The 24,073-nt window shown below is 57.8% G+C and carries 17 protein-coding genes; 7 read left to right on the top strand and 10 right to left on the bottom strand.

Annotated elements, in window-relative coordinates:
* Positions 1-6: 6 nt before the first annotated feature.
* A complete protein-coding gene (glgP, locus tag FHC48_RS05120) occupies positions 7-2,454 on the top strand; it encodes a glycogen phosphorylase (protein ID WP_008503064.1) in 2,448 nt (815 codons plus the stop codon).
* Positions 2,455-2,540: 86 nt separating this feature from the next.
* Here glgP and glpD read toward each other — a convergent pair whose 3' ends face one another.
* On the bottom strand, positions 2,541-4,049 hold the full coding sequence (gene glpD / locus FHC48_RS05115; protein ID WP_059363850.1) for a glycerol-3-phosphate dehydrogenase: 1,509 nt from the start codon (positions 4,047-4,049) through the stop codon (positions 2,541-2,543).
* A gap of 188 nt (positions 4,050-4,237) precedes the next feature.
* On the opposite strand from glpD, the gene glpE reads away from it, so the two are divergent.
* From glpE to FHC48_RS05100, 3 genes are read left to right on the top strand one after another with little or no spacing between them, the layout of a single operon-like run.
* A complete protein-coding gene (gene glpE, locus FHC48_RS05110; RefSeq protein WP_008503062.1) occupies positions 4,238-4,570 on the top strand; it encodes a thiosulfate sulfurtransferase GlpE in 333 nt (110 codons plus the stop codon).
* A gap of 47 nt (positions 4,571-4,617) precedes the next feature.
* Positions 4,618-5,448, top strand: a complete 831-nt coding sequence (glpG, locus tag FHC48_RS05105; RefSeq protein WP_023326236.1) for a rhomboid family intramembrane serine protease GlpG — start codon at positions 4,618-4,620, stop codon at positions 5,446-5,448.
* Between the two features lie 16 nt (positions 5,449-5,464).
* Positions 5,465-6,223 (top strand): DeoR/GlpR family transcriptional regulator, encoded by a 759-nt coding sequence (locus tag FHC48_RS05100; RefSeq protein ID WP_008503060.1) that lies wholly within the window; start codon positions 5,465-5,467, stop codon positions 6,221-6,223.
* 85 nt (positions 6,224-6,308) lie between these two features.
* Here FHC48_RS05100 and malT read toward each other — a convergent pair whose 3' ends face one another.
* Complete coding sequence (gene malT, locus FHC48_RS05095) at positions 6,309-9,014, bottom strand: HTH-type transcriptional regulator MalT (RefSeq protein ID WP_059363849.1); 2,706 nt, start codon at positions 9,012-9,014, stop codon at positions 6,309-6,311.
* A 588-nt stretch (positions 9,015-9,602) separates the two neighbouring features.
* Here malT and malP point away from each other — a divergent pair.
* Both malP and malQ read left to right on the top strand, forming a co-directional pair.
* Positions 9,603-11,996: a maltodextrin phosphorylase gene (gene malP / locus FHC48_RS05090; protein WP_059363848.1), complete on the top strand. Its 2,394-nt coding sequence runs from the start codon at positions 9,603-9,605 to the stop codon at positions 11,994-11,996.
* A 9-nt stretch (positions 11,997-12,005) separates the two neighbouring features.
* Complete coding sequence (malQ, locus tag FHC48_RS05085) at positions 12,006-14,084, top strand: 4-alpha-glucanotransferase (RefSeq protein ID WP_008503057.1); 2,079 nt, start codon at positions 12,006-12,008, stop codon at positions 14,082-14,084.
* Between the two features lie 87 nt (positions 14,085-14,171).
* Here the strand turns inward: malQ and gntT are convergent, their stop codons facing one another.
* The 3 genes from gntT to gntX form a co-directional block, all read right to left on the bottom strand.
* The gene (gene gntT / locus FHC48_RS05080) at positions 14,172-15,488 is read right to left on the bottom strand and encodes a gluconate transporter (RefSeq protein WP_013099097.1); all 1,317 of its coding nucleotides are present in this window, start codon (positions 15,486-15,488) and stop codon (positions 14,172-14,174) included.
* 316 nt (positions 15,489-15,804) lie between these two features.
* Positions 15,805-16,380, bottom strand: a complete 576-nt coding sequence (gene nfuA / locus FHC48_RS05075) for a Fe-S biogenesis protein NfuA (protein ID WP_008503055.1) — start codon at positions 16,378-16,380, stop codon at positions 15,805-15,807.
* 61 nt (positions 16,381-16,441) lie between these two features.
* Positions 16,442-17,125 carry a DNA utilization protein GntX gene (gene gntX / locus FHC48_RS05070; protein ID WP_023294725.1) on the bottom strand — a complete coding sequence of 228 codons (684 nt, stop codon included), beginning with the start codon at positions 17,123-17,125 and terminating at the stop codon, positions 16,442-16,444.
* Positions 17,126-17,160: 35 nt separating this feature from the next.
* Here gntX and bioH point away from each other — a divergent pair, with 35 nt between their 5' ends.
* Complete coding sequence (bioH, locus tag FHC48_RS05065) at positions 17,161-17,943, top strand: pimeloyl-ACP methyl ester esterase BioH (protein WP_008503053.1); 783 nt, start codon at positions 17,161-17,163, stop codon at positions 17,941-17,943.
* On the opposite strand, the gene feoC is transcribed toward bioH, so the two are convergent.
* From feoC to greB, 5 genes are all read right to left on the bottom strand, one after another.
* Entirely contained in the window at positions 17,915-18,154 is a 240-nt protein-coding gene (gene feoC / locus FHC48_RS05060; RefSeq protein ID WP_008503052.1) for a [Fe-S]-dependent transcriptional repressor FeoC, read from the bottom strand. The genes bioH and feoC overlap by 29 nt on opposite strands.
* Before the next feature lie 12 nt (positions 18,155-18,166).
* On the bottom strand, positions 18,167-20,485 hold the full coding sequence (feoB, locus tag FHC48_RS05055) for a Fe(2+) transporter permease subunit FeoB (RefSeq protein ID WP_059363847.1): 2,319 nt from the start codon (positions 20,483-20,485) through the stop codon (positions 18,167-18,169).
* A gap of 30 nt (positions 20,486-20,515) precedes the next feature.
* The gene (gene feoA / locus FHC48_RS05050) at positions 20,516-20,743 is read right to left on the bottom strand and encodes a ferrous iron transporter A (RefSeq protein ID WP_008503050.1); all 228 of its coding nucleotides are present in this window, start codon (positions 20,741-20,743) and stop codon (positions 20,516-20,518) included.
* Between the two features lie 319 nt (positions 20,744-21,062).
* The gene (locus FHC48_RS05045; protein WP_059363845.1) at positions 21,063-23,393 is read right to left on the bottom strand and encodes a Tex family protein; all 2,331 of its coding nucleotides are present in this window, start codon (positions 23,391-23,393) and stop codon (positions 21,063-21,065) included.
* 88 nt (positions 23,394-23,481) lie between these two features.
* Positions 23,482-23,955 carry a transcription elongation factor GreB gene (greB, locus tag FHC48_RS05040; RefSeq protein ID WP_008503048.1) on the bottom strand — a complete coding sequence of 158 codons (474 nt, stop codon included), beginning with the start codon at positions 23,953-23,955 and terminating at the stop codon, positions 23,482-23,484.
* Between the last annotated feature and the right edge of the window lie 118 nt (positions 23,956-24,073).

Below are 24,073 nucleotides of genomic sequence, written 5' to 3'. Positions count from 1 at the left end.
ACTGATATGAACGCTCCATTTAGCTACTCTTCACCCACGCTCAGCGTTGAGGCGTTAAAGCACTCCATCGCCTACAAGCTGATGTTCACCATCGGGAAAGATCCGGTTATTGCCAACAAGCACGAGTGGCTGAACGCCACCCTGTTTGCGGTGCGCGACCGCTTAGTTGAACGCTGGCTGCGCTCAAACCGCGCCCAGCTCTCGCAGGAGACGCGTCAGGTTTACTATCTGTCGATGGAATTTTTGATTGGCCGCACGCTGTCCAATGCGCTGTTGTCGCTCGGTATTTATGACGACGTCAAAACCGCACTGGAAGAGATGGGGTTAGATTTAGAAGAACTGATCGACGAAGAGAACGACCCGGGCCTCGGTAACGGCGGTCTGGGACGTCTTGCCGCCTGCTTCCTCGACTCGCTGGCGACGCTGGCGCTGCCGGGCCGCGGCTACGGTATTCGCTACGATTACGGCATGTTCAAGCAAAACATCGTCGACGGGCGTCAGAAAGAGTCCCCGGACTACTGGCTGGAGTACGGCAACCCGTGGGAGTTCAAGCGCCACAACACGCGCTACAAGGTGCGCTTTGGCGGGCGTATTCAGCAGGAAGGAAAAAAATCCCGCTGGGTGGAAACGGAAGAGATCCTGGCCGTGGCCTACGACCAGATCATCCCCGGCTACGACACCGATGCCACCAACACGCTGCGCCTGTGGAGCGCTCAGGCCAGTAGCGAAATTAACCTCGGTAAATTTAACCAGGGTGACTACTTCGCGGCGGTGGAGGATAAAAACCACTCCGAGAACGTATCCCGCGTGTTGTACCCGGATGACTCGACCTACTCAGGCCGCGAGCTGCGCCTGCGTCAGGAGTACTTCCTCGTTTCGGCGACCATTCAGGACATCCTCAGCCGCCACCATCAGCTGCACAAAACCTACGCCAACCTGGCGGAGAAAACCGCGATCCACCTTAATGACACCCACCCGGTGCTCTCTATTCCGGAGCTGATGCGCCTGCTGATCGACGAGCATAAGTTCAGCTGGGACGACGCCTTTGAGGTGACCTGCCAGGTGTTCTCGTACACCAACCACACGCTGATGAGCGAAGCGCTGGAGACGTGGCCGGTGGACATGCTCGGCAAAATCCTGCCGCGCCATCTGCAGATTATCTTTGAGATTAACGACTACTTCCTCAAGACGCTGCAGGAGCAGTATCCGAACGATACCGGCCTGCTGAGCCGCGCGTCCATCATTGATGAGTCGAACGGCCGCCGCGTGCGCATGGCCTGGCTGGCGGTTGTCATCAGCCACAAGGTCAACGGCGTGTCCGAGCTCCACTCGAACCTGATGGTGCAGTCGCTGTTTGCGGACTTCGCGAAGATCTTCCCGACGCGGTTCTGCAACGTGACCAACGGCGTCACCCCGCGCCGCTGGCTGGCGCTGGCTAACCAGCCGCTCTCGGAGGTGCTGGACGAGAATATCGGCCGCACCTGGCGTACCGATTTGAGCCAGCTGAGCGAGCTGGAACAGCATATTGATTTCCCGACGGTGAACAAAGCCGTGCGCGAAGCCAAGCTGCTGAACAAAAAGCGTCTGGCGGTCTGGCTGGCGATGCACCTGAACGTGGTGGCAAACCCGAAAGCGCTGTTCGACGTTCAGATCAAACGCATCCACGAATACAAGCGTCAGCTGATGAACGTGCTGCACGTGATCACCCATTACAACCGCATTAAGGCCGACCCGACGGCCGAATGGGTGCCGCGCGTGAAGATCTTCGCCGGTAAGGCGGCGTCGGCCTACTACATGGCGAAGCATATTATTCATCTCATCAACGACGTGGCGAAGGTGGTTAACCAGGATCCGGACATTGGCGACAAGCTGAAGGTGGTGTTCATTCCGAACTACAGCGTCAGCCTGGCGCAGCTGATCATCCCGGCAGCGGATCTCTCTGAGCAGATTTCCACGGCGGGCACAGAAGCGTCCGGCACCAGTAACATGAAGTTTGCCCTTAACGGCGCGCTGACCATCGGCACGCTGGACGGGGCGAACGTCGAGATGCTGGAGCACGTGGGCGAAGAGAATATCTTTATCTTCGGTAATACGACGGAAGAGGTAGAGGCGCTGCGCAGGAAAGGCTACTCGCCGCGTCAATATTACGAAGAGGATGAAGAGTTGCGTCAGGTGCTGACGCAGATTGCAACCGGCGTGTTTAGCCCTGATGAACCGAGCCGCTACCGCGATCTGGTGGATTCGCTGATTAACTTTGGCGATCACTACCAGGTGCTGGCGGATTACCGTAGCTACGTCGACTGTCAGGATAAGGTGGACGAACTGTATCGCCAGCCTGAGAAGTGGACCAGCGCCGCGATGTACAACATCGCCAATATGGGCTATTTCTCGTCAGACAGGACCATCAAGGAGTATGCCGAGACGATCTGGCATATTGATCCGGTGAGGTTGTAAAAACAAAGCCGGGTGGCGCTGCGCTTACCGGGCCTACGGGATCGAGTAGGCCGGGTAAGGCGGAGCCGCCACCCGGCTTTTTTGTATTAGGACGCCAGCGACAGCTCACGTTTCGCCGCATGTTGCAGCAACCACTGCGCCACGCGAGACTGCTGTTCGGCGTTGAGCCACATCCCTTCTTTGGTACGGCGCCAGATAGCATCATCCAGACGACGCACCCACTCGTGCTCAACCAGATAACGCAGCTCGGCTTCGTACAGCTCGTGGCCGAAATGCTCGCCCAGATCGGCAATCTCTTTTGCATCACCCAGGATCAGCTCGGTATTGCTGCCGTAGGTGCGGGCATAGTGGCGCGCCATCCCTTCGGTGATGAACGGGAAGCGACGGCGCAGCTTCGCGGCGTAATCATCGCGGTTACCGCCGATATCACCGCCGGGCAGTACCGCGCCTTTGGTCCATGCCGGGCCAATGCCTTTATAGTACGGCGCCAGTTTTTCCAGCGCGTGCTCGGCCAGCTTGCGGTAGGTGGTGAGCTTACCGCCAAATACGGAGAGCAGCGGCGCCTGACCGTCAACGTCGTGAATATCGAGCGTATAGTCGCGGGTAATGGCCTGCGGTGAATCAGACTCGTCATCGCACAGCGGACGCACGCCGGAGTAGGTCCAGACCACGTCGTCGCGCGACAGCTGTTTCTTAAAGTGCGCGTTATACACTTTAAGCAGGTAGTTCACTTCGCTCTCGTCGATCTCGACGTTCTTCGGATCGCCTTTGTACTCCACGTCGGTGGTACCGATGATCGAGAATTCGTCCATCCACGGGATGACGAACACGATGCGCTTGTCTTCGTTCTGCAGGATGTAAGCCTGCTTCTGGGTATGCACGCGCGGCACCACAATGTGGCTGCCTTTGATCAGGCGGATGCAGTACGGGGATGGCAGATGCATGCCGTCGTCAAAGAACTGCTTCACCCACGGGCCGGTGGCGTTCACCAGGCCGCGCGCTTTCCAGCTGAACTTCTCGCCGGTATCGATATCTTCCGCCTCGACAATCCACAGGCCGTTTTCACGACGGGCAGCGGTCGCGCGGGTGCGGGTTTTCACCTCGCCGCCTTTCTTCTCAACCATCTGCGCGTTCGCCAGCACCAGGCGGGCATCGTCCACCCAGCAGTCGGAATATTCGAATCCGCGCACGATTTCCGGCTTAAGGACCGATTCTGAGCCAAAACGCAACCCTTTCGAACCCGGGAGGCTGGTGCGTTTACCCAGATGATCGTACATAAACAGACCAATGCGGATCATCCACGCCGGACGCAGATGCGGGCGATGGGGCAGGCGGAAGCGCATCGGAATCGCCAGATGCGGGGCCATTTTCAGCAGCACTTCACGTTCGGCCAGCGCTTCGCTGACCAGGCGGAATTCGTAGTGTTCCAGGTAGCGCAGGCCACCGTGAATCAGTTTGGAGCTGGCGGACGACGTCGCGCAGGCGAGATCGTTAGCTTCCAGCATCAGTACGGATAAACCGCGTCCTGCGGCATCGACCGCAATACCGGCACCGTTGATGCCACCGCCTATCACAATCAGATCTTTGGTTTCCATAACACCCTCATGCACTTTCGTTAAAGCTCAGAAATGTTCGATATCGCTCATAATAGCAAAGGAACGCGCTTTTGGTAACATCAAAAAAACAATTTAGAGTGATATGGATAACATAATGGCGTTTACCCGCCGCCAGGACGTACACTACGGGGTAAAATCTTGTCGTTGACCACTGTTAAGAGAACACCATGGATCAGTTTGAATGTATTAACGTAGAAGAAGCCCACCAGAAGATGCACCAGGGAAAAGCGGTGCTGGTGGACATCCGCGATCCGCAGAGTTTTGCGATGGGCCATACGCCGGGCGCGTTTCATCTCACCAACGACACGCTGGGCGCGTTTATGCGCGATAACGACTTCGACACGCCGGTGATGGTCATGTGCTACCACGGCAACAGCAGCAAAGGCGCGGCGCAGTATCTGCTTCAGCAGGGTTACGACGCGGTTTACAGCGTCGACGGCGGTTTCGATGCCTGGCATCGTCATTTCCCGGCGGAAGTGGAATACGCGTTTGAGCGCTGATCCCGCTATACTGTCCCCTTTTGTGTGGAAATAAGCGACCGCTGCCCATGTTGATGATCACCTCTTTTACCAACCCGCGCGTCGCCCAGGCGTTTGTCGACTATATGGCGACGCAGGGCGTTATTCTCACTATTCAGCAACATACGCAGACCGACGTCTGGCTGGCCGATGAGAGCCAGGCCGGGCGGGTAAACGAGGAGCTGGCGCGTTTTCTTGAGAACCCTGGCGACCCGCGCTATCTGGCGGCCAGCTGGCAATCCGGCCAGACCGGCAGCGGATTGCACTACAGCCGCTTCCCCTTCCTCGCCACCCTTCGCGAGCGCGCGGGCCCGTTTACGCTGCTGCTGATGGCGGCCTGCATCATCGTCTTTATTATCATGAACGTGGTCGGCGACCAGAGCGTGATGATTGCCCTGGCGTGGCCCTATGATCCGTCGCTTGAGTTTGACGTATGGCGCTACTTTAGCCACGCGCTGATGCACTTCTCGGTGATGCATATCCTCTTCAACCTGCTCTGGTGGTGGTATCTCGGCGGTGCCGTTGAAAAGCGTCTGGGCAGCGGCAAGCTGATCGTTATCACCCTCATCAGCGCCCTGTTGAGCGGCTACGTACAGCACAAGTTCAGCGGCCCGTGGTTTGGCGGGCTGTCGGGTGTCGTCTATGCCCTGATGGGCTACGTCTGGCTTCGCGGGGAGCGCGATCCGCAAAGCGGCATCTATCTGCAACGCGGATTGATAACCTTTGCGTTAATATGGCTAATTGCCGGATGGTTTGATCTGTTTGGTATGTCTATCGCCAACGGTGCGCACGTCGCCGGGCTGGCCGTGGGGCTGGCGATGGCCTTTGCCGACACGCTCCATGCGCGAAAACGAACATAATTCTCAGGGATAATTGATGAAACAAACACAACGTCATGACGCCATTATCGAACTGGTAAAAAAACAGGGATACGTCAGCACCGAAGAGCTGGTGGAGCAGTTTGCCGTCAGCCCACAAACCATCCGTCGTGACCTGAACGACCTGGCCGATCAGAACCGCATCCTTCGCCACCACGGCGGCGCGGCGCTGCCGTCCAGCTCGGTCAACACCTCCTGGCACGACCGTAAAGCGACGCAGACGGCGGAGAAAGAGCGCATTGCCCGCAAGGTCGCCAGCCAGATCCCGAACGGGGCGACGCTGTTTATTGATATCGGCACCACGCCGGAAGCGGTCGCCCATGCGCTGCTGGATCACGAGAACCTGCGCGTGGTCACCAACAACCTGAACGTCGCCAATACCCTGATGCAAAAAGACGATTTCCGCATCATCCTCGCGGGCGGCGAGCTACGCAGCCGCGACGGCGGGATTATCGGTGAAGCGACCCTCGACTTTATCTCTCAGTTCCGCCTCGACTTCGGCATTCTGGGCATCAGCGGCATCGACAGCGACGGTTCGCTGCTGGAGTTTGATTACCACGAGGTGCGCACCAAGCGTGCGATCATTGAAAACTCACGCCACGTGATGCTGGTGGTGGATCACTCGAAGTTTGGCCGTAACGCGATGGTGAACATGGGCAGCATCAGCATGGTGGATGCGGTCTATACCGACGTGATGCCGCCGGCGGGCGTGATGCAGGTAATTAAAGATAATAATTTGCAGCTGGAACTGTGCTAACGGTTGTGTCGGGTGGCGCTGCGCTTACCCGACCTACAAATTGTTTTCCCTCTCCCTGTGGGAGAGGGCATCAGACCGCACAAAACTAAACGCCGTACCCCATCATCTTCAACAGCTGCTGCGCATGCTGTACCGCATCCTGACGATGCGCCACGCCCAGCTTCTGGTACAGGTTGCGGATATGCGTTTTGATGGTGGTCGCCGCCACCGCCAGCTCGCCGGCAATCTGCTCGTTGCTGTAGCCTGAATAGATCAGCCCCAGAACCTGCCATTCGCGCTGGGTAAGCGGACTGGTGCGGATAAGCTCCGGCACTTCCGGGTGGTTTAGCAGACGTTCAACGAAGTTCTCATCGAAATGCGCAAATTTGTGGCGATGATGCTGGTTAATCTCGCGCAGAATACGCTGGGCGCGATGCTGATCCAGCTCCGGCAGCGTGTTGAGCTGAATAAGCTGACGCAGCTGCTGGGCCATCACTTCCCCTTCAATCACAAAGTGGCTGATAAACCCGGTGCGGTTTGCCAGCTGTAGCGCCTCCAGCAGCACGCGCTGGGCATCGTTTTTACGGCCCGCCTGCCAGTAGAGCTGATTTTGCAGCAGCAGGTTGCGGTTCAGGTCGCTCATCAGGCGCAGGCTGCGCGCGTTCTCGTTCAGCTCTTCCAGCACAATCTCAGCGGGCTCTAATTCACCGAGCAGGATCTGCGCGCGGGCAATGTTGCGCCACTGGCTCTGCAGGAAGTGGTTGTTGGCAAATTCCGGTTTTGGCGTCTGACGCAGCCAGTTGGCGGCGGATTTTTTATCGCCGGTCATCTGCCAGTAAATCACCCGGACCTTGTCGGCGTTTGACACCCAGTCGCTATGATACTGGCCGTTGCCGAGCAGGTTTTCCAGGCGGTTAAGATGGTTGCGGGCGTTATCGAGATCGCCGCGCGCCAGCGAGCACTGCACCAGCAGCGCCAGGCACTGCAGCTGCTGCTGAGGCTGGAAACTGGAAAGGACGTCCACACCCTGGCGGGCGCAGCTTTCTGCTTCATCCAGACGCGACCATGCCCACAGTAATTGAGCGCGAATACGCAGCAGGAACTCGTGCATCGGCAGCTGTTCCAGATGCTGCTCGTGAATCAGCTGGAACGCTTTCTCCTGGTTTTCCCAGGCGGCCTGCAGGAACCCCTGCGCGAATAAAATCTCGCTCTGCTGGATCAGGCTCCACAGCGCGTAGTGCCAGACATCATGACGACGCGCCATCTGTTCGGTTTGCTGCATCAGTGAAAGCGAGCGCGTGAGATCGCCCTTGCAGTGCAGTACTTCGCCGTGTACGGAGGTCGCCACGATGCGGCTGTAGAAGTTGGCCAGCGGCAATTCATCCAGCGCGACCATTGCCAGCCGTTCCGCTTCGTCCGGGTCGCCATCGTTAATGGCCACCTGAGCGCGCAGCGCGTTGAACTCGCCGTGCAGGGTGGTATCCATCTCGCTTTCCATCTCCTGCTCGGCGCGCGCCAGCAGGGTGTTCACTTCGCTGTAGCGATGCTGGCTCTGCATCAGCCAGGCCTGCAGCAGCACCAGACGCGGATTCTCCAGCAGGCTTTCCCACGGCAGGGCTTTGAGGGACTCTTCCAGCAGGGTCAGCTCGCTGTGGTTAAACAGGCCCCACGCGTGATTGAGGAGGATATCGCGCAGCATACTGGCATCACCGGCGGCGAGCGCATGGTGGATGGCCTCGCTCGGGAAGCCCTGTGCCATCCAGCTTTCGGCAGCGGCGCGGTGGATCTCCGGCAGTTCAACCGCCAGCTCCCACTGACAGCGCTGGCGCAGGAAGCTACCAAACAGCGGATGATAGCTAAACCACTCGCCGGGATCGTCCATGCGCGTCAGGAAAAGGCCCTGACGTTCAATCTCTTCGAGCTGAAGCTGACCGTTTTCACAGCCCGTCACCCGCACGATCAGCGCATCGTTCATGGAGCGCAGCAGCGAGCTTTTCAGCAGGAAATTACGCGTCGAGGGATCGACGCTGTCCAGCACCTCATCCACCAGATAATCAGAGAGGTGGCTGGCGTTGATGCCTGCCAGACGGCGCGCTGACTGGTGCGCCGGGCTGTTGTTTTGCCGGGCAGAGAGGGCAATCAGCTGCAGCGCCGTGGCCCAGCCTGCGACGTCATCACACAGACGGCTGCTTTCGGCGGCCTCAATCGGTGAGTTCAGGCGGCAGTCGAAGAACTGTTTCGCTTCCTGGTGGGTAAAAGCAAGCTGTTGGCTACCCACTTCCAGAAGCTGATCGCGCACGCGCAGGTTGGCAATACCCAACTGCGGCAGGTTGCGTGACAGCACCACTAACGTCAGGTTTTCCGGCTGATGGCGCAGGAAGAAACGCATCGATTCATGAATCACCGGGTTAGTGATGAGATGGTAATCATCAATCACCACGTAAAGCGGGCGATGCCATTCAGCCAGTTCGATAAACAGCTGAGAGAAAAGGGAGGACAGGCTGGCGTACTGGCGCTTTTGCACCATCACCTCACTGGCGACGCAGTGTCCATGGGTGGCTTGCTGTATGGCGGCAATCAGATAGCTGGCAAAACGTTCTTGCTGGTTATCGCCCTCATCAAGGGAGTACCAGCCAAGATCGCTCTTACCTGCGGCCCATTGCGAGATGAGCGTTGTTTTTCCATAACCTGCAGGGCTCGTAACCAGCGCCAGTCGGAAATTATGCGCGCCGGAAAGTTTAGCCAACAGACGCTCGCGGACCACTGTATGGTCAAGACGAACCGGGCGACTTAATTTAGACGGAATCAACATAGGTTTCACTTCACTGTGGGGAACGAGAGATTTTATTTTTTTTGCGCTTCGTAATTAATACGATATAAGGTCGGTCAGAAAGAGAACTATTGCAAGTTATGTCTGGATTTGGTGGCTCTGAATTTGCACTCTGTCACAAAACATTCAGGCAGATGATGGAACTTTCTGGAAAGGGCTTTAATGCCGCGTCAATGCTGGCTTGTATGGTTGTGCTGCGGCTGCGCTGAAACTGGTTTCAGGAAGGGATAGTGACGTCAAATTTAATAAAGTGTGGGTAAAGTTCAGCGAGAATAATACCTTTCCTGGTCATGACATCCTGTTGCAAAAATATTATTCCAGGTAAGTAATTATTTCGGCAGGGTTTAATTTCATCCGAAACTGCATTTCATTTCTTTGACATTCTCCTCGGTTACTTTTTTATCTTCCGGGCACACTCGAACTATGCTCTGAGAGTGGCCTTGATCACACTTTTCTGCTCATCCCCGCTACTCCTCCCTGTCTAATCCCCTACGGGAGGAGGAAGAGGTGAAATGAGCCAGGCACACTAGCGCCAACTTGTGTTTTCTTTCTAAAGGATGCCGATCCCCTATGTCACAGCCTACCTTCAACAAAGCTCAATTCCAGGCTGCCCTGACGCGTCAGTGGCAGCGTTTTGGCCTTCATGCTGCAAACGAGATGACGCCTCACCAGTGGTGGCAGGCAGTGAGCGGTGCGCTCGCAGAGCAGCTGGATGCTCAACCTCTGGCAAAACCGGCAAACGGGCAGCGCCATGTAAACTACATTTCAATGGAGTTCCTGATTGGCCGTCTGACGGGCAACAACCTGTTGAACCTCGGCTGGTATCAGGAGGTTGGTGACGTTCTTAAAGAACACGACATTAACCTGACCGATCTGCTGGAAGAAGAGATTGACCCGGCGCTGGGCAACGGTGGCCTGGGTCGTCTGGCGGCCTGTTTCCTGGATTCCATGGCGACCGTCGGCCAGTCGGCGATTGGTTACGGTCTGAACTACCAGTACGGCCTGTTCCGTCAGTCCTTCGCTGACGGCCATCAGATGGAAGCGCCGGACGACTGGCATCGCAATACCTACCCGTGGTTCCGCCATAACGCGCAGCTGGACGTGCAGGTTGGCATTGGCGGGAAAGTGACGAAACAAGGCCTCTGGGAACCTGCGTTCACCATTACCGGCGAAGCCTGGGATCTGCCGGTGCTTGGCTACCGTAACGGCGTGGCGCAGCCGCTGCGTCTGTGGCAGGCGAAGCACGCCCATCCGTTTAACCTGACCAAATTTAACGACGGCGATTTCCTGCGTGCCGAGCAGCAGGGCATCGACGCCGAGAAGCTGACCAAAGTTCTCTACCCGAACGACAACCACCTGGCCGGTAAAAAGCTGCGCCTGATGCAGCAGTACTTCCAGTGCGCCTGCTCCGTGGCGGACATTCTGCGTCGCCATCACCTGGCGGGCCGCAAGCTGGCGCAGCTGCCGGACTTCGAAGTCATTCAGCTCAACGACACGCACCCGACCATTGCCATCCCGGAACTGCTGCGCGTGCTGATTGACGAGCATCAGCTGAGCTGGGACGACGCCTGGGCCATCACCAGCCGTACCTTTGCCTACACCAACCACACCCTGATGCCAGAAGCGCTTGAGTGCTGGGATGAGAAGCTGGTGAAAGCGCTGCTGCCGCGCCACATGCAGATCATCAACAAGATTAACGACCAGTTTAAAACCCTGGTGGATAAAACCTGGCCGGGCAACAAAGCGGTCTGGGCGAAGCTGGCGGTGGTTCACGATAAGCAGGTACGCATGGCGAACATGTGCGTAGTGAGCGGCTTTGCGGTGAACGGCGTGGCGGCGCTGCACTCGGATCTGGTGGTCAAAGATCTGTTCCCGGAATACCACCAGCTGTGGCCGACCAAATTCCACAACGTGACCAACGGCATTACGCCGCGTCGCTGGATCAAGCAGTGCAACCCGCTGCTGGCTGGCCTGCTGGACAAGACCCTGAAGAAAGAGTGGGCGAACGATCTGGACCAGCTCATCAACCTGGAAAAATACGCTGACGACGCGAAATTCCGCGAACAGTACCGCGCGATTAAGCTGGAGAACAAAGTTCGCCTGGCGGCGTTCGTGAAAGCGCGCACCGGGATTGAGATCAACCCAAATGCGATTTTCGATATCCAGATCAAACGCCTGCACGAGTACAAACGTCAGCACCTGAACCTGCTGCACATTCTGGCGCTGTACAAAGAGATCCGCGAGAACCCGCAGGCTGACCGCGTGCCGCACGTGTTCCTGTTCGGCGCGAAGGCGGCGCCGGGCTACTACCTGGCGAAAAACATTATCCTCGCCATCAATAAAGTGGCGGAGGCGATCAACAGCGATCCGAACGTGGGCGACAAGCTGAAGGTGGTGTTCCTGCCGGATTACTGCGTCTCGGCGGCTGAAATGCTGATCCCGGCGGCGGATATCTCCGAGCAGATCTCAACCGCAGGAAAAGAAGCCTCCGGTACCGGCAACATGAAGCTGGCGCTGAACGGCGCGCTGACCGTCGGCACGCTGGACGGGGCGAACGTCGAAATCGCCGAGAAGGTGGGCGAAGAGAATATCTTTATCTTCGGCCACACCGTGGAAGAGGTGAAAGCCATCAAGGCCAAAGGCTACGACCCGGTGAAATGGCGTAAGAAAGACAAAGTGCTGGACGCAGTGCTGAAGGAGCTGGAGAGCGGCAAATACAGCGACGGCGACAAGCACGCGTTTGACCAGATGCTGCACAGCATGGACAAACACGGCGGTGACCCGTATCTGGTGATGGCGGACTTCACGGCCTACGTTGAAGCGCAAAAACAGGTCGACGTGCTGTATCGCGACCAGGAAGCGTGGACCCGGGCGTGCATCCTGAACACCGCCCGCTGCGGCATGTTCAGCTCTGACCGCTCAATCCGTGATTATCAGGCCCGTATCTGGCAGGCAAAACGCTAAGGAAGCGCGATGGAGAGTAAACGTCTGGACAGTGCCGCGCAGGCGGCGGGAATTAGCCTCAGTTACATTAATGCTCACGGCAAACCACAGTCTATTGGCGCCGACACCAAAAGACGTTTGCTGGATGCCATGCACAAAACCGACGCGAAAGCGTCGGCTGCGCCGGTGCCGAACGTGAAGGTATTCACCGCAGGTAAAAAGATGCCGCTCGCGGTGGAAGGGCGCGGCGAGTTTAGCTGGCTGCTCACGACCGAAGAGGGGCATCAGCACAAAGGCCACGCCACCGGCGGCAAAACCCTTAACCTTCCGGCGAAGCTGCCGGAGGGCTACCACACCCTGACGCTCACCCAGGACGATCGGCGTTTCCACTGCCGGGTGATCGTCGCGCCAAAACGCTGCTACGAGCCGCAGGCGCTGCTCGAAGGGAAAAAGCTGTGGGGCGCCTGCGTGCAGCTCTACACGCTGCGCTCCGACAGCAACTGGGGGATCGGTGATTTTGGCGATCTGAAGAACATGCTGGCATCCGTGGGCGAGCGCGGCGGCGCGTTTATCGGCCTCAACCCGATCCACGCCCTCTATCCGGCCAACCCGGAGAGCGCCAGCCCGTACAGCCCGTCCTCCCGTCGCTGGCTGAACGTGATTTATATCGACGTTAACGCCTTAGATGACTTCAAAAACAGCAAAGAGGCGCAGGCCTGGTGGAAACTCAGTACCACACAGCAGGCGCTGAAGCAGGCGCGCGAAGCCGACTGGGTGGACTATTCCACCGTCACGGCGCTGAAAATGGCCGCGCTGCGTCTGGCGTGGAAAGGCTTTTCGCAGCGCGATGACGAGCAGATGGCGGCGTTCCGCCAGTTCGTGACGCAGGAGGGCGAGAGCCTGTACTGGCAGGCGGCGTTCGATGCGCTGCACGCGTATCAGGTGAAAGAGGACGAAATGCGCTGGGGCTGGCCGGTCTGGCCTGAAGCGTATCAATCCGTCGACACGCCGGAAGTGAAAGCGTTCTGTAAAAAATATGCCGATGAAGTGGACTTCTACCTGTGGCTGCAGTGGCTGGCGTACAGCCAGTTTGCCGCCTGCTGGCAGGTGAGCCAGGGCTATAAAATGCCGATTGGCCTGTACCGCGATCTGGCCGTAGGTGTGGCAGAGGGCGGCGCGGAAACCTGGTGCGACCGTGAACTCTACTGCCTGAAGGCCTCCGTCGGCGCGCCACCGGATATCCTGGGGCCGCTCGGCCAGAACTGGGGCTTACCGCCGATGGATCCACACGTCATGGCGGCGCGCGCCTACGAGCCGTTTATCGACCTGCTGCGCGCCAACATGCAGAACTGCGGGGCGCTGCGTATTGACCACGTGATGTCCGTGCTGCGTCTGTGGTGGATCCCGTACGGTGAAACGGCGGATCACGGGGCATACGTGCAGTATCCGGTTGACGATCTGCTGTCGATCCTGGCCCTGGAAAGCAAGCGTCACCAGTGCATGGTGATCGGTGAAGATCTCGGTACCGTGCCGGTGGAGATTGTCAGCAAGCTCCGCGACAGCGGCGTCTACTCCTATAAAGTGCTCTATTTTGAAAACGACCATGAGAAAACCTTCCGCGCGCCGCAAGCGTACCCTGAACAGTCAATGGCAGTCGCGACGACGCATGACCTTCCTACGCTTCGTGGCTATTGGGAAAGCGGCGATCTGACCCTTGGCAAAACGCTGGGCCTTTATCCTGATGAAGAGGTGTTACGCGGCCTGTATCAGGATCGCGAGCTCTCCAAACAGGGGCTGCTGGATGCGCTGCATAAGCATGGCTGTCTGCCGAAGCGCGCCGGGCATAAAGCGTCGCTGATGGCGATGACTGCGACACTCAACCGCGGTTTGCAGCGCTATATTGCCGACAGCAACAGTGCGCTGCTGGGCCTGCAGCCGGAAGACTGGATTGATATGGCGGAGCCGGTGAACATTCCGGGTACCAGCTATCAGTACAAGAACTGGCGTCGCAAGCTGTCCACCACGCTTGAGGCGATGTTTGCCGATGACGGGGTGAACAGGCTGATCAAGGATTTGGATAAGCGGCGAAAAGCTGCTGGTAAGAAGTAATAAAAAACCCGCCAGTGGCGGGTTTTTTATTATCAGGTGGTGCTCATGTAGGTCGGGTAAGGCGTAGCCGCCACCCGACTTAGGGCATCAGACCACCATATTCAGCAGCAGCACCCCGACCAGACCGCACACCGAAATAATGGTTTCCAGCGCGGACCAGGACTTGATGGTTTCACCGATCGTCAGGTTGAAGTACTCCTTGAACAGCCAGAAGCCCGGATCGTTTACGTGAGAGAAAATCACGCTACCGGAACCGACGGCGATAACCATCAGCTCAGGGCTCACGCCCGTGGTGGCAATCAGCGGCGCAACGATGCCGCCTGCGGTGATCGCCGCAACGGTCGCAGAACCCAGCGCAATACGCAGAACCGCGGCAATAGACCAGGCCATCAGAAGCGGCGACACGTTGGTTTCATGCATCATGGCAGCGATGTATTTGTCCACGCCGCTGTCGACCAGAACCTGCTTGAAGGCACCGCCACCGCCGATGATCAGGAGCATCATGGCAATGATTTTGATGGAAGAGGTCAGCGTGTCGTTGATCTGATCCATGGAGCGGCCGCGGTTCAGACCGAAAGTGAACATCGCGATCAGCACGGCAATCAGCGTTGCCATCACCGGGTCACCCAGGAATTCTGCAACGGACAGGAACGCATGACCTTTTGGCAGAACCATCTCTGCCACGGCGCGCATCGCCATCAGGATCACCGGTACCAGAGAGGTCCAGACGCTGACGCCAAAGCCAGGCATCTCTTCTTCGGTGAAGGTTTTGGCGCTGTACAGACCTTCCGGAATCGGCTTATCAATGCCTTTCAGGAAGCGGGCATAAACCGGGCCTGCCAGAATCACCGTTGGGATCGCCAGAATCGTACCGAACAGCAGGGTTTTACCCATGTCGGCGTGGAAGATGGTCGCGATAGCGGTTGGGCCCGGGTGCGGCGGCAGGAAGCCGTGGGTCACGGACAGCGCCGCGGCCATTGGCACACCGACATACAGCAGCGGGATGCTCGCGGCAGCCGCAATGGTGAACACCAGCGGCAGCATCAGCACGAAGCCCACTTCATAGAACAGCGCGAAACCAACGGTAAAGCCGGTTAACACCACTGCCCACTGAATGTTCTTCTTACCAAATTTGTCGATAAGCGTGGTGGCAATACGCTGCGCGCCACCGCAGTCCGCCAGCATTTTACCGAGCATGGCGCCGAAGCCCATGATCAGCGCCAGGCTGCCGAGCGTGCCGCCGACACCGGCTTTAATCGAGCTGATAACTTTTACCAGCGGCATCCCCTGCATCAGACCGACTGCAAGTGCCACCAGAACCAGAGCGATAAATCCGTTCATTTTGAAGCGGATCATCAAGAGCAGTAATAACACAACACCGATAGCAACGATGACTAATGGCATGATTTACCTGGCCTTTGAATTGTTATGGGTAACGTCATTGTTTCAACGACAAATTCCGGTTGTCCCAACTGGGAACAGAGAAGTAACGGCACTAATACTGATGCCTTTTAAACGATTAAGTTTAGTCGGCTGTTATGAGTGTGCTTAGTGCCCATGAGAATGATACGGGTAACATGGCGTGATTGAGAATCACCCTGGAAGGCAAAATGTGAATTATGAGACGCAGGTCAACATATAGAGGGGAGTGAAGAGGGGGAGCAGGGTTTTGTAGGCCCGGTAAGCGCAGCGCCACCGGGCAATACAGACGGGCAATGAATCAGTAGTAAGAGTGCTCGCCGCGCTGGTGTTCGGTCAGGTCACGCACGCCTTTCAGTTCCGGGAACTCGTTCAGCAGCTGCTTCTCGATCCCTTCTTTCAGGGTGACATCGACCATTGAACAGCCGTTACAGCCGCCGCCAAACTGCAGAATGGCAAAACCTTCGTCGGTGATTTCCATCAGGGAAACACGACCGCCATGGCCAGCCAGCTGCGGGTTAATCTGGGATTGCAGCAGATACTCAACGCGCTCCATCAGCGGGGCATCGTCAGACACTTTACGCATTTTCGCGTTCGGTGCTTTCAGGGTCAGCTGAGAACCCAGCTGATCGGTGACGAAGTCGATCTCCGCATCTTCAAGATACGGTGCGCTCAGCTCATCAACATAGGCGGTGAGCTGTTCAAATTTAAGGGCAGTGTCGGTGGCTTCCACGGCGTCCGGAGGACAATAAGAAACACCACATTCTGCATTCGGCGTGCCTGGATTGATCACAAACACACGGATCTGCGTCCCTTCTTCCTGATTTGCCAGCAGTTTGGCAAAGTGCGCTTGTGCAGAATCGGAAATACGGATCATAGCTTTGGCCTAATAGTTGACTAAATTACCTGGGTATAATCATACGCCCATTGAAGAAGGGCTACAAGGTACGGCACAGACACCATACCTGAACCGACGCGGCGCCGCTTTGCAAAAGCAGTCGGGAAAGTTCAGCAACGGTACTGCCTGTGGTGACGACATCATCCACAATCGCGATATGGAGACCGTCGACCGGCAATTCAAGGCGAAAGGCATTTTTGAGGTTTCTTTTGCGAAGACGGGCGCTGAGCTGATGCTGGATGGCGGTGGCATGAACACGCGTCAGCGCGCGGGCATCATACTGACAGCCAAGCCACCGGGCGAGGGGACGGCAGATCAGGTCGCTCTGATTGTAACCGCGTCGCCAGTGGCGGCGTCGGTAGAGGGGGACATTCACCACCCTGTCGATTTTCGGCAATGCGCGGTGGCGCCGCGCCTGCAAAACCGCCAGCAGTAGCAGTCGCGCAAGGGGCTGTGCCAGGGAACTTTGACCGGAAAACTTCAGCGCGTGAATCAGCCTGCTCAGCGGCGGAACATAATCATCCACCGCCACCAGCGCGCTCCACGGCGGGGATTTTTTCAGGCACCGGCCACAGGGCAAAGAGGGATTTGTGGCCGGTAAACCACATTGTGGACAGATCCCGATACGCCATTGCAGCGATCGCGTACAGACGGAGCAGATGCCCCACCTGCTGAGTGCCAGCGGCATTCGGCATAGCCAGCACAACCCAGGTACTGTTAGCATGTGCAACCTCCATGTGAAAAAGAGAACAGTAACTGATGAAGACGCTGTGGTGGCAGACCGTCGGAACGGGAAATTGCCATCTTGTGCTGCTGCACGGATGGGGACTGAATGCTGAAGTGTGGCGTTGCGTAAGCGAGGAACTTGCCTCGCAATTTACGCTGCATCTGGTGGATTTGCCGGGTTATGGCCGCAGCCGCGGCTTTGGCGCGATGTCGCTTGATGAGATGGCGCAGCAGGTTCTGGACGCCGCGCCGCAAAACGCTGTCTGGCTGGGCTGGAGCCTGGGCGGGCTGGTGGCAAGCAAGATTGCTCTGGATAACCCCGGGCGCGTGAGCGCGCTGGTTACCGTTGCCTCGTCACCCTGCTTTAGCGCGCAGGACGCGTGGCCGGGGATCAAGCCTGAAGTGCTGGCAGGATTCCAGCAGCAGCTAAGCGACGATTTCCAGCGGACGGTGGAGCGTTTTCTCGCGCTGCAGACGATGGGTACAGAAACCGCGCGTCAGGACGCGCGCACGCTGAAGCAGACCGTGCTGTCGCTGCCGATGCCTGACGTTGAGGTGCTTAACGGGGGGCTTGAGATACTCAAGACGATCGATCTGCGTGAACCGCTGGCGTCGCTGGCGCTTCCGCACCTGCGTATGTATGGCTATCTGGACGGACTGGTTCCGCGTAAGGTGGTTCCACTGCTGGATAACCTGTGGCCGGAAAGCCAATCAATGGTGGTCGCTAAAGCGGCACACGCGCCATTTATTTCACATCCTGGCGAGTTTTGTTCGGCGCTGTCCGCCTTTATTCGCGCAGTGCCCACCACTCCCTGAGGCAGGCTTTTCCTTCCGGGCAATGTTTACAGCTGCCGGACAGACAACCGTCCGGCTCTTCCTGAATGCGCACCGCTTTCCCCATGGCTTCCAGTCTTTCCAGCATGGCGTCGATCATCGGCTGCGGCGTATGCAGGCTGAGGCTCAGCTGTTTCGCCTCCATTCGCCCCTGCAGTGCCAGCAGGTCACGAACCTGAATCAACGATGCCATGGGGTGTGCTCCTTAGTGACAGTCGCCTGCCGGGCTGTTGCAGCAGGTCGCCACGGTTTTACGGTTTGCCAGCAGGTCGATGTCGACGCGGCTGCGTGCCCGCCGCAGCAGGCCGAGAACGATCACGTTAAACAGCACAACCGCGAGAATGCAGACCAGGCTGTAGCGCGGGTGCTGGCTGAAATTGACGGTTTGATAAAACAGCGTCGCCAGCGAATACGCGATGTTTAATCCCCACAGGATGGAGAAGCCCATCCAGCCGCGGCTGGACTCGCGAGCAATCGCCCCCATCACGGAGATGCATGGAATATAGAGCAGAACGAAGATGAGGTAGCTGTAGGCCGCGGACGCGCTGCCAAACTTCTCGCCCATCACGCCCATGGCACCGGTCGCCATCTCGCCGTCGCCTTTGCTCGCCTCAATCGGGTTCGCCAGCACGCTCAGGCTGAAGGTGTCCTTCAGGCTCTGCCAGGTTTCCTCTACGGCACCCAGCAGTTCGTCACCGAGGTGAAACTCCGCCGGGTTAAATTCCTGCTCCTGAATGTTCTCGGCGGTGTAGAGCGTGTTCAGGGTACCGACAACCACCTCTTTTGCCATCGCGCCGGTAAACAGCCCGACGGTTGCCTGCCAGTTATCCTCATGCACGCCAATCGGTTTGAAGACCGGCGTGATGACGCGGCTGACGGAGGCGAGGGCAGAGTCGTTAATGTTATCCGCTGCCTGTCCACTCAGGGTAAAGCTGTTCAGGGCGCTCAGGAAAACGCTGACGATGACAATCACCTTACCGGCGCGCAGGACGAAGCCTTTCAGACGCTGCCAGGTCTGGATCGCCAGGCTTTTCAGATGGGGGACGTGGTACACCGGCAGCTCCATCACGAACGGTGACGCTTCACCGCGCATGATGGTGTGTTTCAGCATTAAGCCGGTCAGGATCGCCATCACGATGCCCAGCACGTACAGCGAGAAGACCGCCAGCGCGCCCTGCTGGCCAAAGAAGGCTGCCGCAAAGACCGCAAAGATCGCCAGACGGGCGCCGCAGGACATAAACGGCGCCATCATGATGGTCATCAGACGCTCGCGCGGTGCATCCAGCGTGCGCGCGCCCATCACCGACGGCACGTTACAGCCGAAGCCGACGATCAGCGGGACGAAGGATTTGCCCGGCAGGCCCAGCGCCTGCATCAGACGATCCATCACGAACGCCGCGCGCGCCATGTAGCCGGAATCTTCCAGGAACGAGAGGAACAGGTACATCATGCCGATCTGCGGCACCAGCGGCAGAACGGTATTGATACCGCCGCCGATCCCCTGCGCGAGGAAGATGGTGAGCCATTCCGGGAAGTGCAGGGTGTAGCCCACCCACTGAATGCCGTGCACGAAGACCGCGACGGAACCGGCGTCAAAAATCGGCTGCAGCGCGCCACCGATGTTAATGGCGAGCAGGAACATCACGTACATCACCAGCAGGAAGATCGGCAAACCGAGGAAGCGGTTGAGCACAATCTTATCCACCGCCGCCGTAAAGCGGCTGGGTTCTGCCGTCAGCGCGTTACTGACCACGTCGCAGATCGAGGCGATAGCCTGGTAACGGGCATCGGCGATGTGCAGCGCCGGGTCGTCCAGCTCGTCGCTAAGACGGGCCACCGTCACGTCCAGCTTATCGGCCGCATGACCGGCATAAGCGCGGCTGTAGATATCCCCTTCCAGCATCTGCAGGCCAAGCCACAGGCGCTGTTTCGCAGGCATGGCTTTGTCCATCTCCTGCGCCAGCACGTTGGCTTCGCGCAGGAGAGGCTGGGCGTAATGCACCAGCTCAACGTCGCGATTTCCCGCGTGACGGTCAATGGCCAGCTTCAGCGCATCAATACCGCGCGCGCGCGTCGAGACCAGCGGAACGACCGGGCACCCGAGGCGCGCGGAGAGGGCATCAACGTCGATGCGTAGCTTTTGTTTCTCTGCGATGTCGAGCATGTTGAGCGCCACGATGCAGGGGATACCCAGCTCCAGCAGCTGCAGCGTCAGATAGAGGTTACGCTCGAGGTTTGAGGCATCGACCACGTTGATCAGCAGATCCGCGTCGCCGCCAAGAATGTAGTGACAGGCGATTTGCTCATCGAGCGAAGTTTGCGACGAAATGGTGGTTAAGGAGTAGGTGCCGGGAAGGTCAACCAGCGTCACCTGGTTGTCTGTCGTCGTGAACTGGCCCTCTTTACGTTCAACCGTTACGCCCGCCCAGTTGCCCACGCGCTGGCGAGCCCCGGTCAGCTGGTTAAAAAGCGTAGTCTTGCCGGAATTAGGATTGCCAATTAAGCCAATAGTTAACTTTTTCATTTTTCTGGACTCACTGAAACCGCTGGCTTGTTATCGGGATAAGGCTTCGACTTCTATTAACGCGAGGTCTTTTTTACGCAGGACCAGATTCACGCGTCGGGTTTCGATATGAACCGGATCGCCTAACGGCGCCACGCGTACGACCTGGAATGACGAGCCGGGCAGCATGCCAAGCGACAGCAGCTTTTGCCGATAGGCCGGGCTAATTTCGCGGGTAAAACCGGTAATCTTCCATGCACTGTCTGGAGTGAATTGCATAACGCCTGATTCCACGAAAGGTTAAATTATCTACTATGCGATGATAATGAGAATAGTTTTTATCAGCAATATTAAAACTGTGACGGAATGTTGTTTACGGTATTAATTTACGGCCTGTTTGACCTTGCTCAATATTTGCTGAAATGCCGGGAAAACGAAAAGAGAGGTATTTGTTAACGGGGTGATAATTCGTGGTTTAAATATGGCTATACGCTATTTATTTTAATTCCCTGCGGCCTGCTTGCCGGGCGGCACTGCATTTGCCCGGCCTACAAAACCGTAGGCCCGGTAAGCGTAGCGCCACCGGGCATGTACAACCTTAGCGTTTTTTACCCATCGCGGCCGCCAGCGCATCCATCATCGCGCTGTTGCCTGCAGGCTGGGCGTCACGTCCACGCGGCTTCGCGGCTTTCGCGGCCGGACGCTGCTGCTCGCGGCCCCCGCCGTTGCCGCCGCGGCGAGCGTTGGTGTCACCCGGCTGCTCGTCCAGACGCATGGTCAGGGCGATACGCTTGCGCTGCAGATCCACTTCCAGCACTTTGACCTTCACGATGTCGCCCGCTTTGACCACGGTGTGCGGGTCTTCAACGAACTTGTCGGCAAGGGATGAGATATGGACCAGGCCATCCTGATGCACGCCGATATCCACAAACGCGCCAAAGTTGGTGACGTTGGTCACCGCACCTTCCAGCACCATCCCTGGCAGCAGGTCGTTCATAGTCTCGATACCGTCAGCAAAGGTCGCCGTTTTGAACTCAGGACGCGGATCGCGGCCCGGTTTTTCCAGCTCTTTAATAATATCGGTAACGGTTGGCACACCAAATTTGTCGTCAGTGAAATCAACGGCTTTCAGGTTGCGCAGGGCGCTGCTGTCGCCCATGAGATCCTTCAGCGCCTGCTGGGTGGCGGCCAGGATGCGTTCCACCACCGGGTACGCTTCCGGGTGAACGGTGGAGGCATCGAGCGGGTTATCGCCGTGGTTGATGCGCAGGAAGCCCGCGCACTGCTCAAACGCTTTTGGCCCCAGACGGCTTACCTTCAGCAGCTGCTGACGGTTCTGGAACTGGCCGTTCTCATCGCGCCAGGCGACGATGTTTTGCGCCATCATGCGGGTTAAGCCCGCTACGCGGGTCAGCAGAGGGACGGAGGCGGTGTTCAGGTCAACGCCAACGGCGTTTACGCAGTCTTCCACCACCGCATCCAGCTTGCGCGCCAGCTGAGTCTGGCTCACGTCATGCTGATACTGGCCCACGCCGATTGATTTCGGGTCGATCTTCACCAGTTCCGCCAGCGGATCCTGCAGGCGGCGAGCGATCGAGACTGCACCGCGCAGGGAAACGTCCAGATCCGGAAACTCCTGGGCCGCCAGCTCGGACGCGGAGTAGACGGATGCCCCGGCCTCGCTGACGATCACTTTCTGCGCCGTCACTTTCGGGAACTGCTTCTGCACGTCGAGGTAGAAACGTTCGGTTTCGCGGGACGCCGTACCGTTGCCAATGGCGACAAGTTCGACGTTGTATTTTTCGCACAGCGCCGCCACCACGACGGCCGCTTTCGCTGCCTGGCCGGTGTGCGGATAGATGGTGTCGGTGGCGACCAGCTTGCCGGTGCCGTCAACGACAGCGACTTTTACACCGGTACGCAGACCCGGATCGAGACCCATGGTCGCGCGCAGGCCAGCAGGGGCGGCCATCAGCAGGTCGTGCAGGTTGCGGGCGAACACGTTAATCGCTTCATCTTCGGCGCGTTCGCGCACGGTGCCCATCAGCTCGGTTTCGAGGTGCATCAGCACCTTGATGCGCCAGGTCCAGCTCACCACGCCTTTGCGCCAGCTGTCAGCCGGGGCGTTGTTCAGGCGCAGGCCAAGATGGTCGATGATGATCAGCTCGCAGTGGCTCTCTTTCGGCGGCTCGTCAAACTGCGGGTCGGCGTTCAGGGAGAGCTGCAGCACGCCTTCGTTGCGGCCGCGGAACATTGCCAGCGCGCGGTGGGAAGGGGTGGTGGAAATCGGTTCGTGGTGATCGAAGTAGTCGCGGAATTTCGCGCCTTCTTCCTCTTTACCCGCGACGACGGTAGAGACGATGTGGGCGTTCTTCCACAGGTAATCACGCACTTTAGCGAGGAGGGCGGCATCTTCAGCGAAGCGCTCCATCAGAATGTAGCGTGCGCCGTCGAGGGCTGCCTTGGTGTCCGCTACGCCTTTGTCGGCGTCGATGAATTTCGCCGCTTCGGTATCCGGATCGTGGGACGGCTCGTTCCACAACAGGTCGGCCAGCGGCTCAAGACCCGCTTCAATTGCAATCTGTCCGCGCGTGCGGCGCTTCGGCTTGTACGGCAGATAGAGGTCTTCGAGTTCGGTTTTGCTCAGGGTGCCGTTAATGGCGCTTTCCAGCTCGCTGGTCAGCTTGCCCTGTTCGCCGATGGATTTGAGGATCGCCTGACGACGTTCTTCCAGCTCGCGCAGATAGCCCAGACGGGTCTCCAGGTTACGCAGCTGCGTGTCATCCAGACCGCCGGTGACTTCCTTACGATAGCGTGCAATAAACGGCACGGTGTTCCCTTCATCAAGCAGGCGAACGGCAGCTTCTACCTGTTCGGCTCTGGCCTGAAGTTCACCCGCAATAATGCGGCAGAGCGAATCTTTCATCATGGCTTTATCATCTGTTGAGTCGAAAAAATCAGGGGATAGTTATACGGGCTGACACGGCAAAATGCCAGCCGGGGAGGGCGCTCTCGGACTATTTTACGTAGACGATCTCATTAACGTACCAGCTGGCTTCACCGGCTGGGGTTTGCACGACGGCCAGATCGCCCACTTCCTTTTTCAGCAGCGCGCGGGCCATCGGGGAGTCGATGGAGATGTAATCCTTACGACCAAAAATTTCATCGTAGCCGACGATGCGAAAACGCAGGGTGTCACCGTCGTCGTTTTCAATCTCCACCCACGCGCCGAAGAAGACCTTGCCCTCCTGCTGCGGGGAGTAATCGACGATTTTCAGGTTCTCAAGGCACTTCGTCAGATAGCGTACACGGCGGTCAATTTCGCGCAGCCGCTTCTTGTTATACTGGTAGTCAGCGTTTTCGCTGCGATCGCCCAGGCTCGCGGCCCAGGTCACCTTTTTGGTCACCTCAGGACGCTCTTCGCGCCAGAGGAAATCCATCTCTTTTTTGAGCTTCTCGTACCCTTCGCGGGTGATCAGGGGCGTTTTCATGGTGCTGCCTTTGCTGCCGGTTCTCTGTTTTGCGCACAATACGTAGCACACAGTGTAACAGACAGGATTAATAATAATTTATGTGGTGAAATGAAAAGATAAGCTGCTGTTAAATATG

The organism is Enterobacter sp. EC_50 (assembly GCF_019584525.1).
In the GTDB taxonomy this organism is placed as follows: Bacteria; Pseudomonadota; Gammaproteobacteria; order Enterobacterales; family Enterobacteriaceae; genus Enterobacter; species Enterobacter roggenkampii.
The sequence above is the reverse complement of the archived record's forward strand: the minus strand, read 5'-3'. Positions and strand labels throughout refer to the sequence as shown.

Coding starts and splice junctions, on each gene's coding strand:
- glgP (WP_008503064.1), top strand. CDS start 7: ATGAACGCTCCATTTAGCTACTCTTCACCCACGCTCAGCGTTGAGGCG.
- glpD (WP_059363850.1), bottom strand. CDS start 4,049: ATGGAAACCAAAGATCTGATTGTGATAGGCGGTGGCATCAACGGTGCC.
- glpE (WP_008503062.1), top strand. CDS start 4,238: ATGGATCAGTTTGAATGTATTAACGTAGAAGAAGCCCACCAGAAGATG.
- glpG (WP_023326236.1), top strand. CDS start 4,618: ATGTTGATGATCACCTCTTTTACCAACCCGCGCGTCGCCCAGGCGTTT.
- FHC48_RS05100 (WP_008503060.1), top strand. CDS start 5,465: ATGAAACAAACACAACGTCATGACGCCATTATCGAACTGGTAAAAAAA.
- malT (WP_059363849.1), bottom strand. CDS start 9,014: ATGTTGATTCCGTCTAAATTAAGTCGCCCGGTTCGTCTTGACCATACA.
- malP (WP_059363848.1), top strand. CDS start 9,603: ATGTCACAGCCTACCTTCAACAAAGCTCAATTCCAGGCTGCCCTGACG.
- malQ (WP_008503057.1), top strand. CDS start 12,006: ATGGAGAGTAAACGTCTGGACAGTGCCGCGCAGGCGGCGGGAATTAGC.
- gntT (WP_013099097.1), bottom strand. CDS start 15,488: ATGCCATTAGTCATCGTTGCTATCGGTGTTGTGTTATTACTGCTCTTG.
- nfuA (WP_008503055.1), bottom strand. CDS start 16,380: ATGATCCGTATTTCCGATTCTGCACAAGCGCACTTTGCCAAACTGCTG.
- gntX (WP_023294725.1), bottom strand. CDS start 17,125: ATGCTAACAGTACCTGGGTTGTGCTGGCTATGCCGAATGCCGCTGGCA.
- bioH (WP_008503053.1), top strand. CDS start 17,161: ATGAAGACGCTGTGGTGGCAGACCGTCGGAACGGGAAATTGCCATCTT.
- feoC (WP_008503052.1), bottom strand. CDS start 18,154: ATGGCATCGTTGATTCAGGTTCGTGACCTGCTGGCACTGCAGGGGCGA.
- feoB (WP_059363847.1), bottom strand. CDS start 20,485: ATGAAAAAGTTAACTATTGGCTTAATTGGCAATCCTAATTCCGGCAAG.
- feoA (WP_008503050.1), bottom strand. CDS start 20,743: ATGCAATTCACTCCAGACAGTGCATGGAAGATTACCGGTTTTACCCGC.
- FHC48_RS05045 (WP_059363845.1), bottom strand. CDS start 23,393: ATGATGAAAGATTCGCTCTGCCGCATTATTGCGGGTGAACTTCAGGCC.
- greB (WP_008503048.1), bottom strand. CDS start 23,955: ATGAAAACGCCCCTGATCACCCGCGAAGGGTACGAGAAGCTCAAAAAA.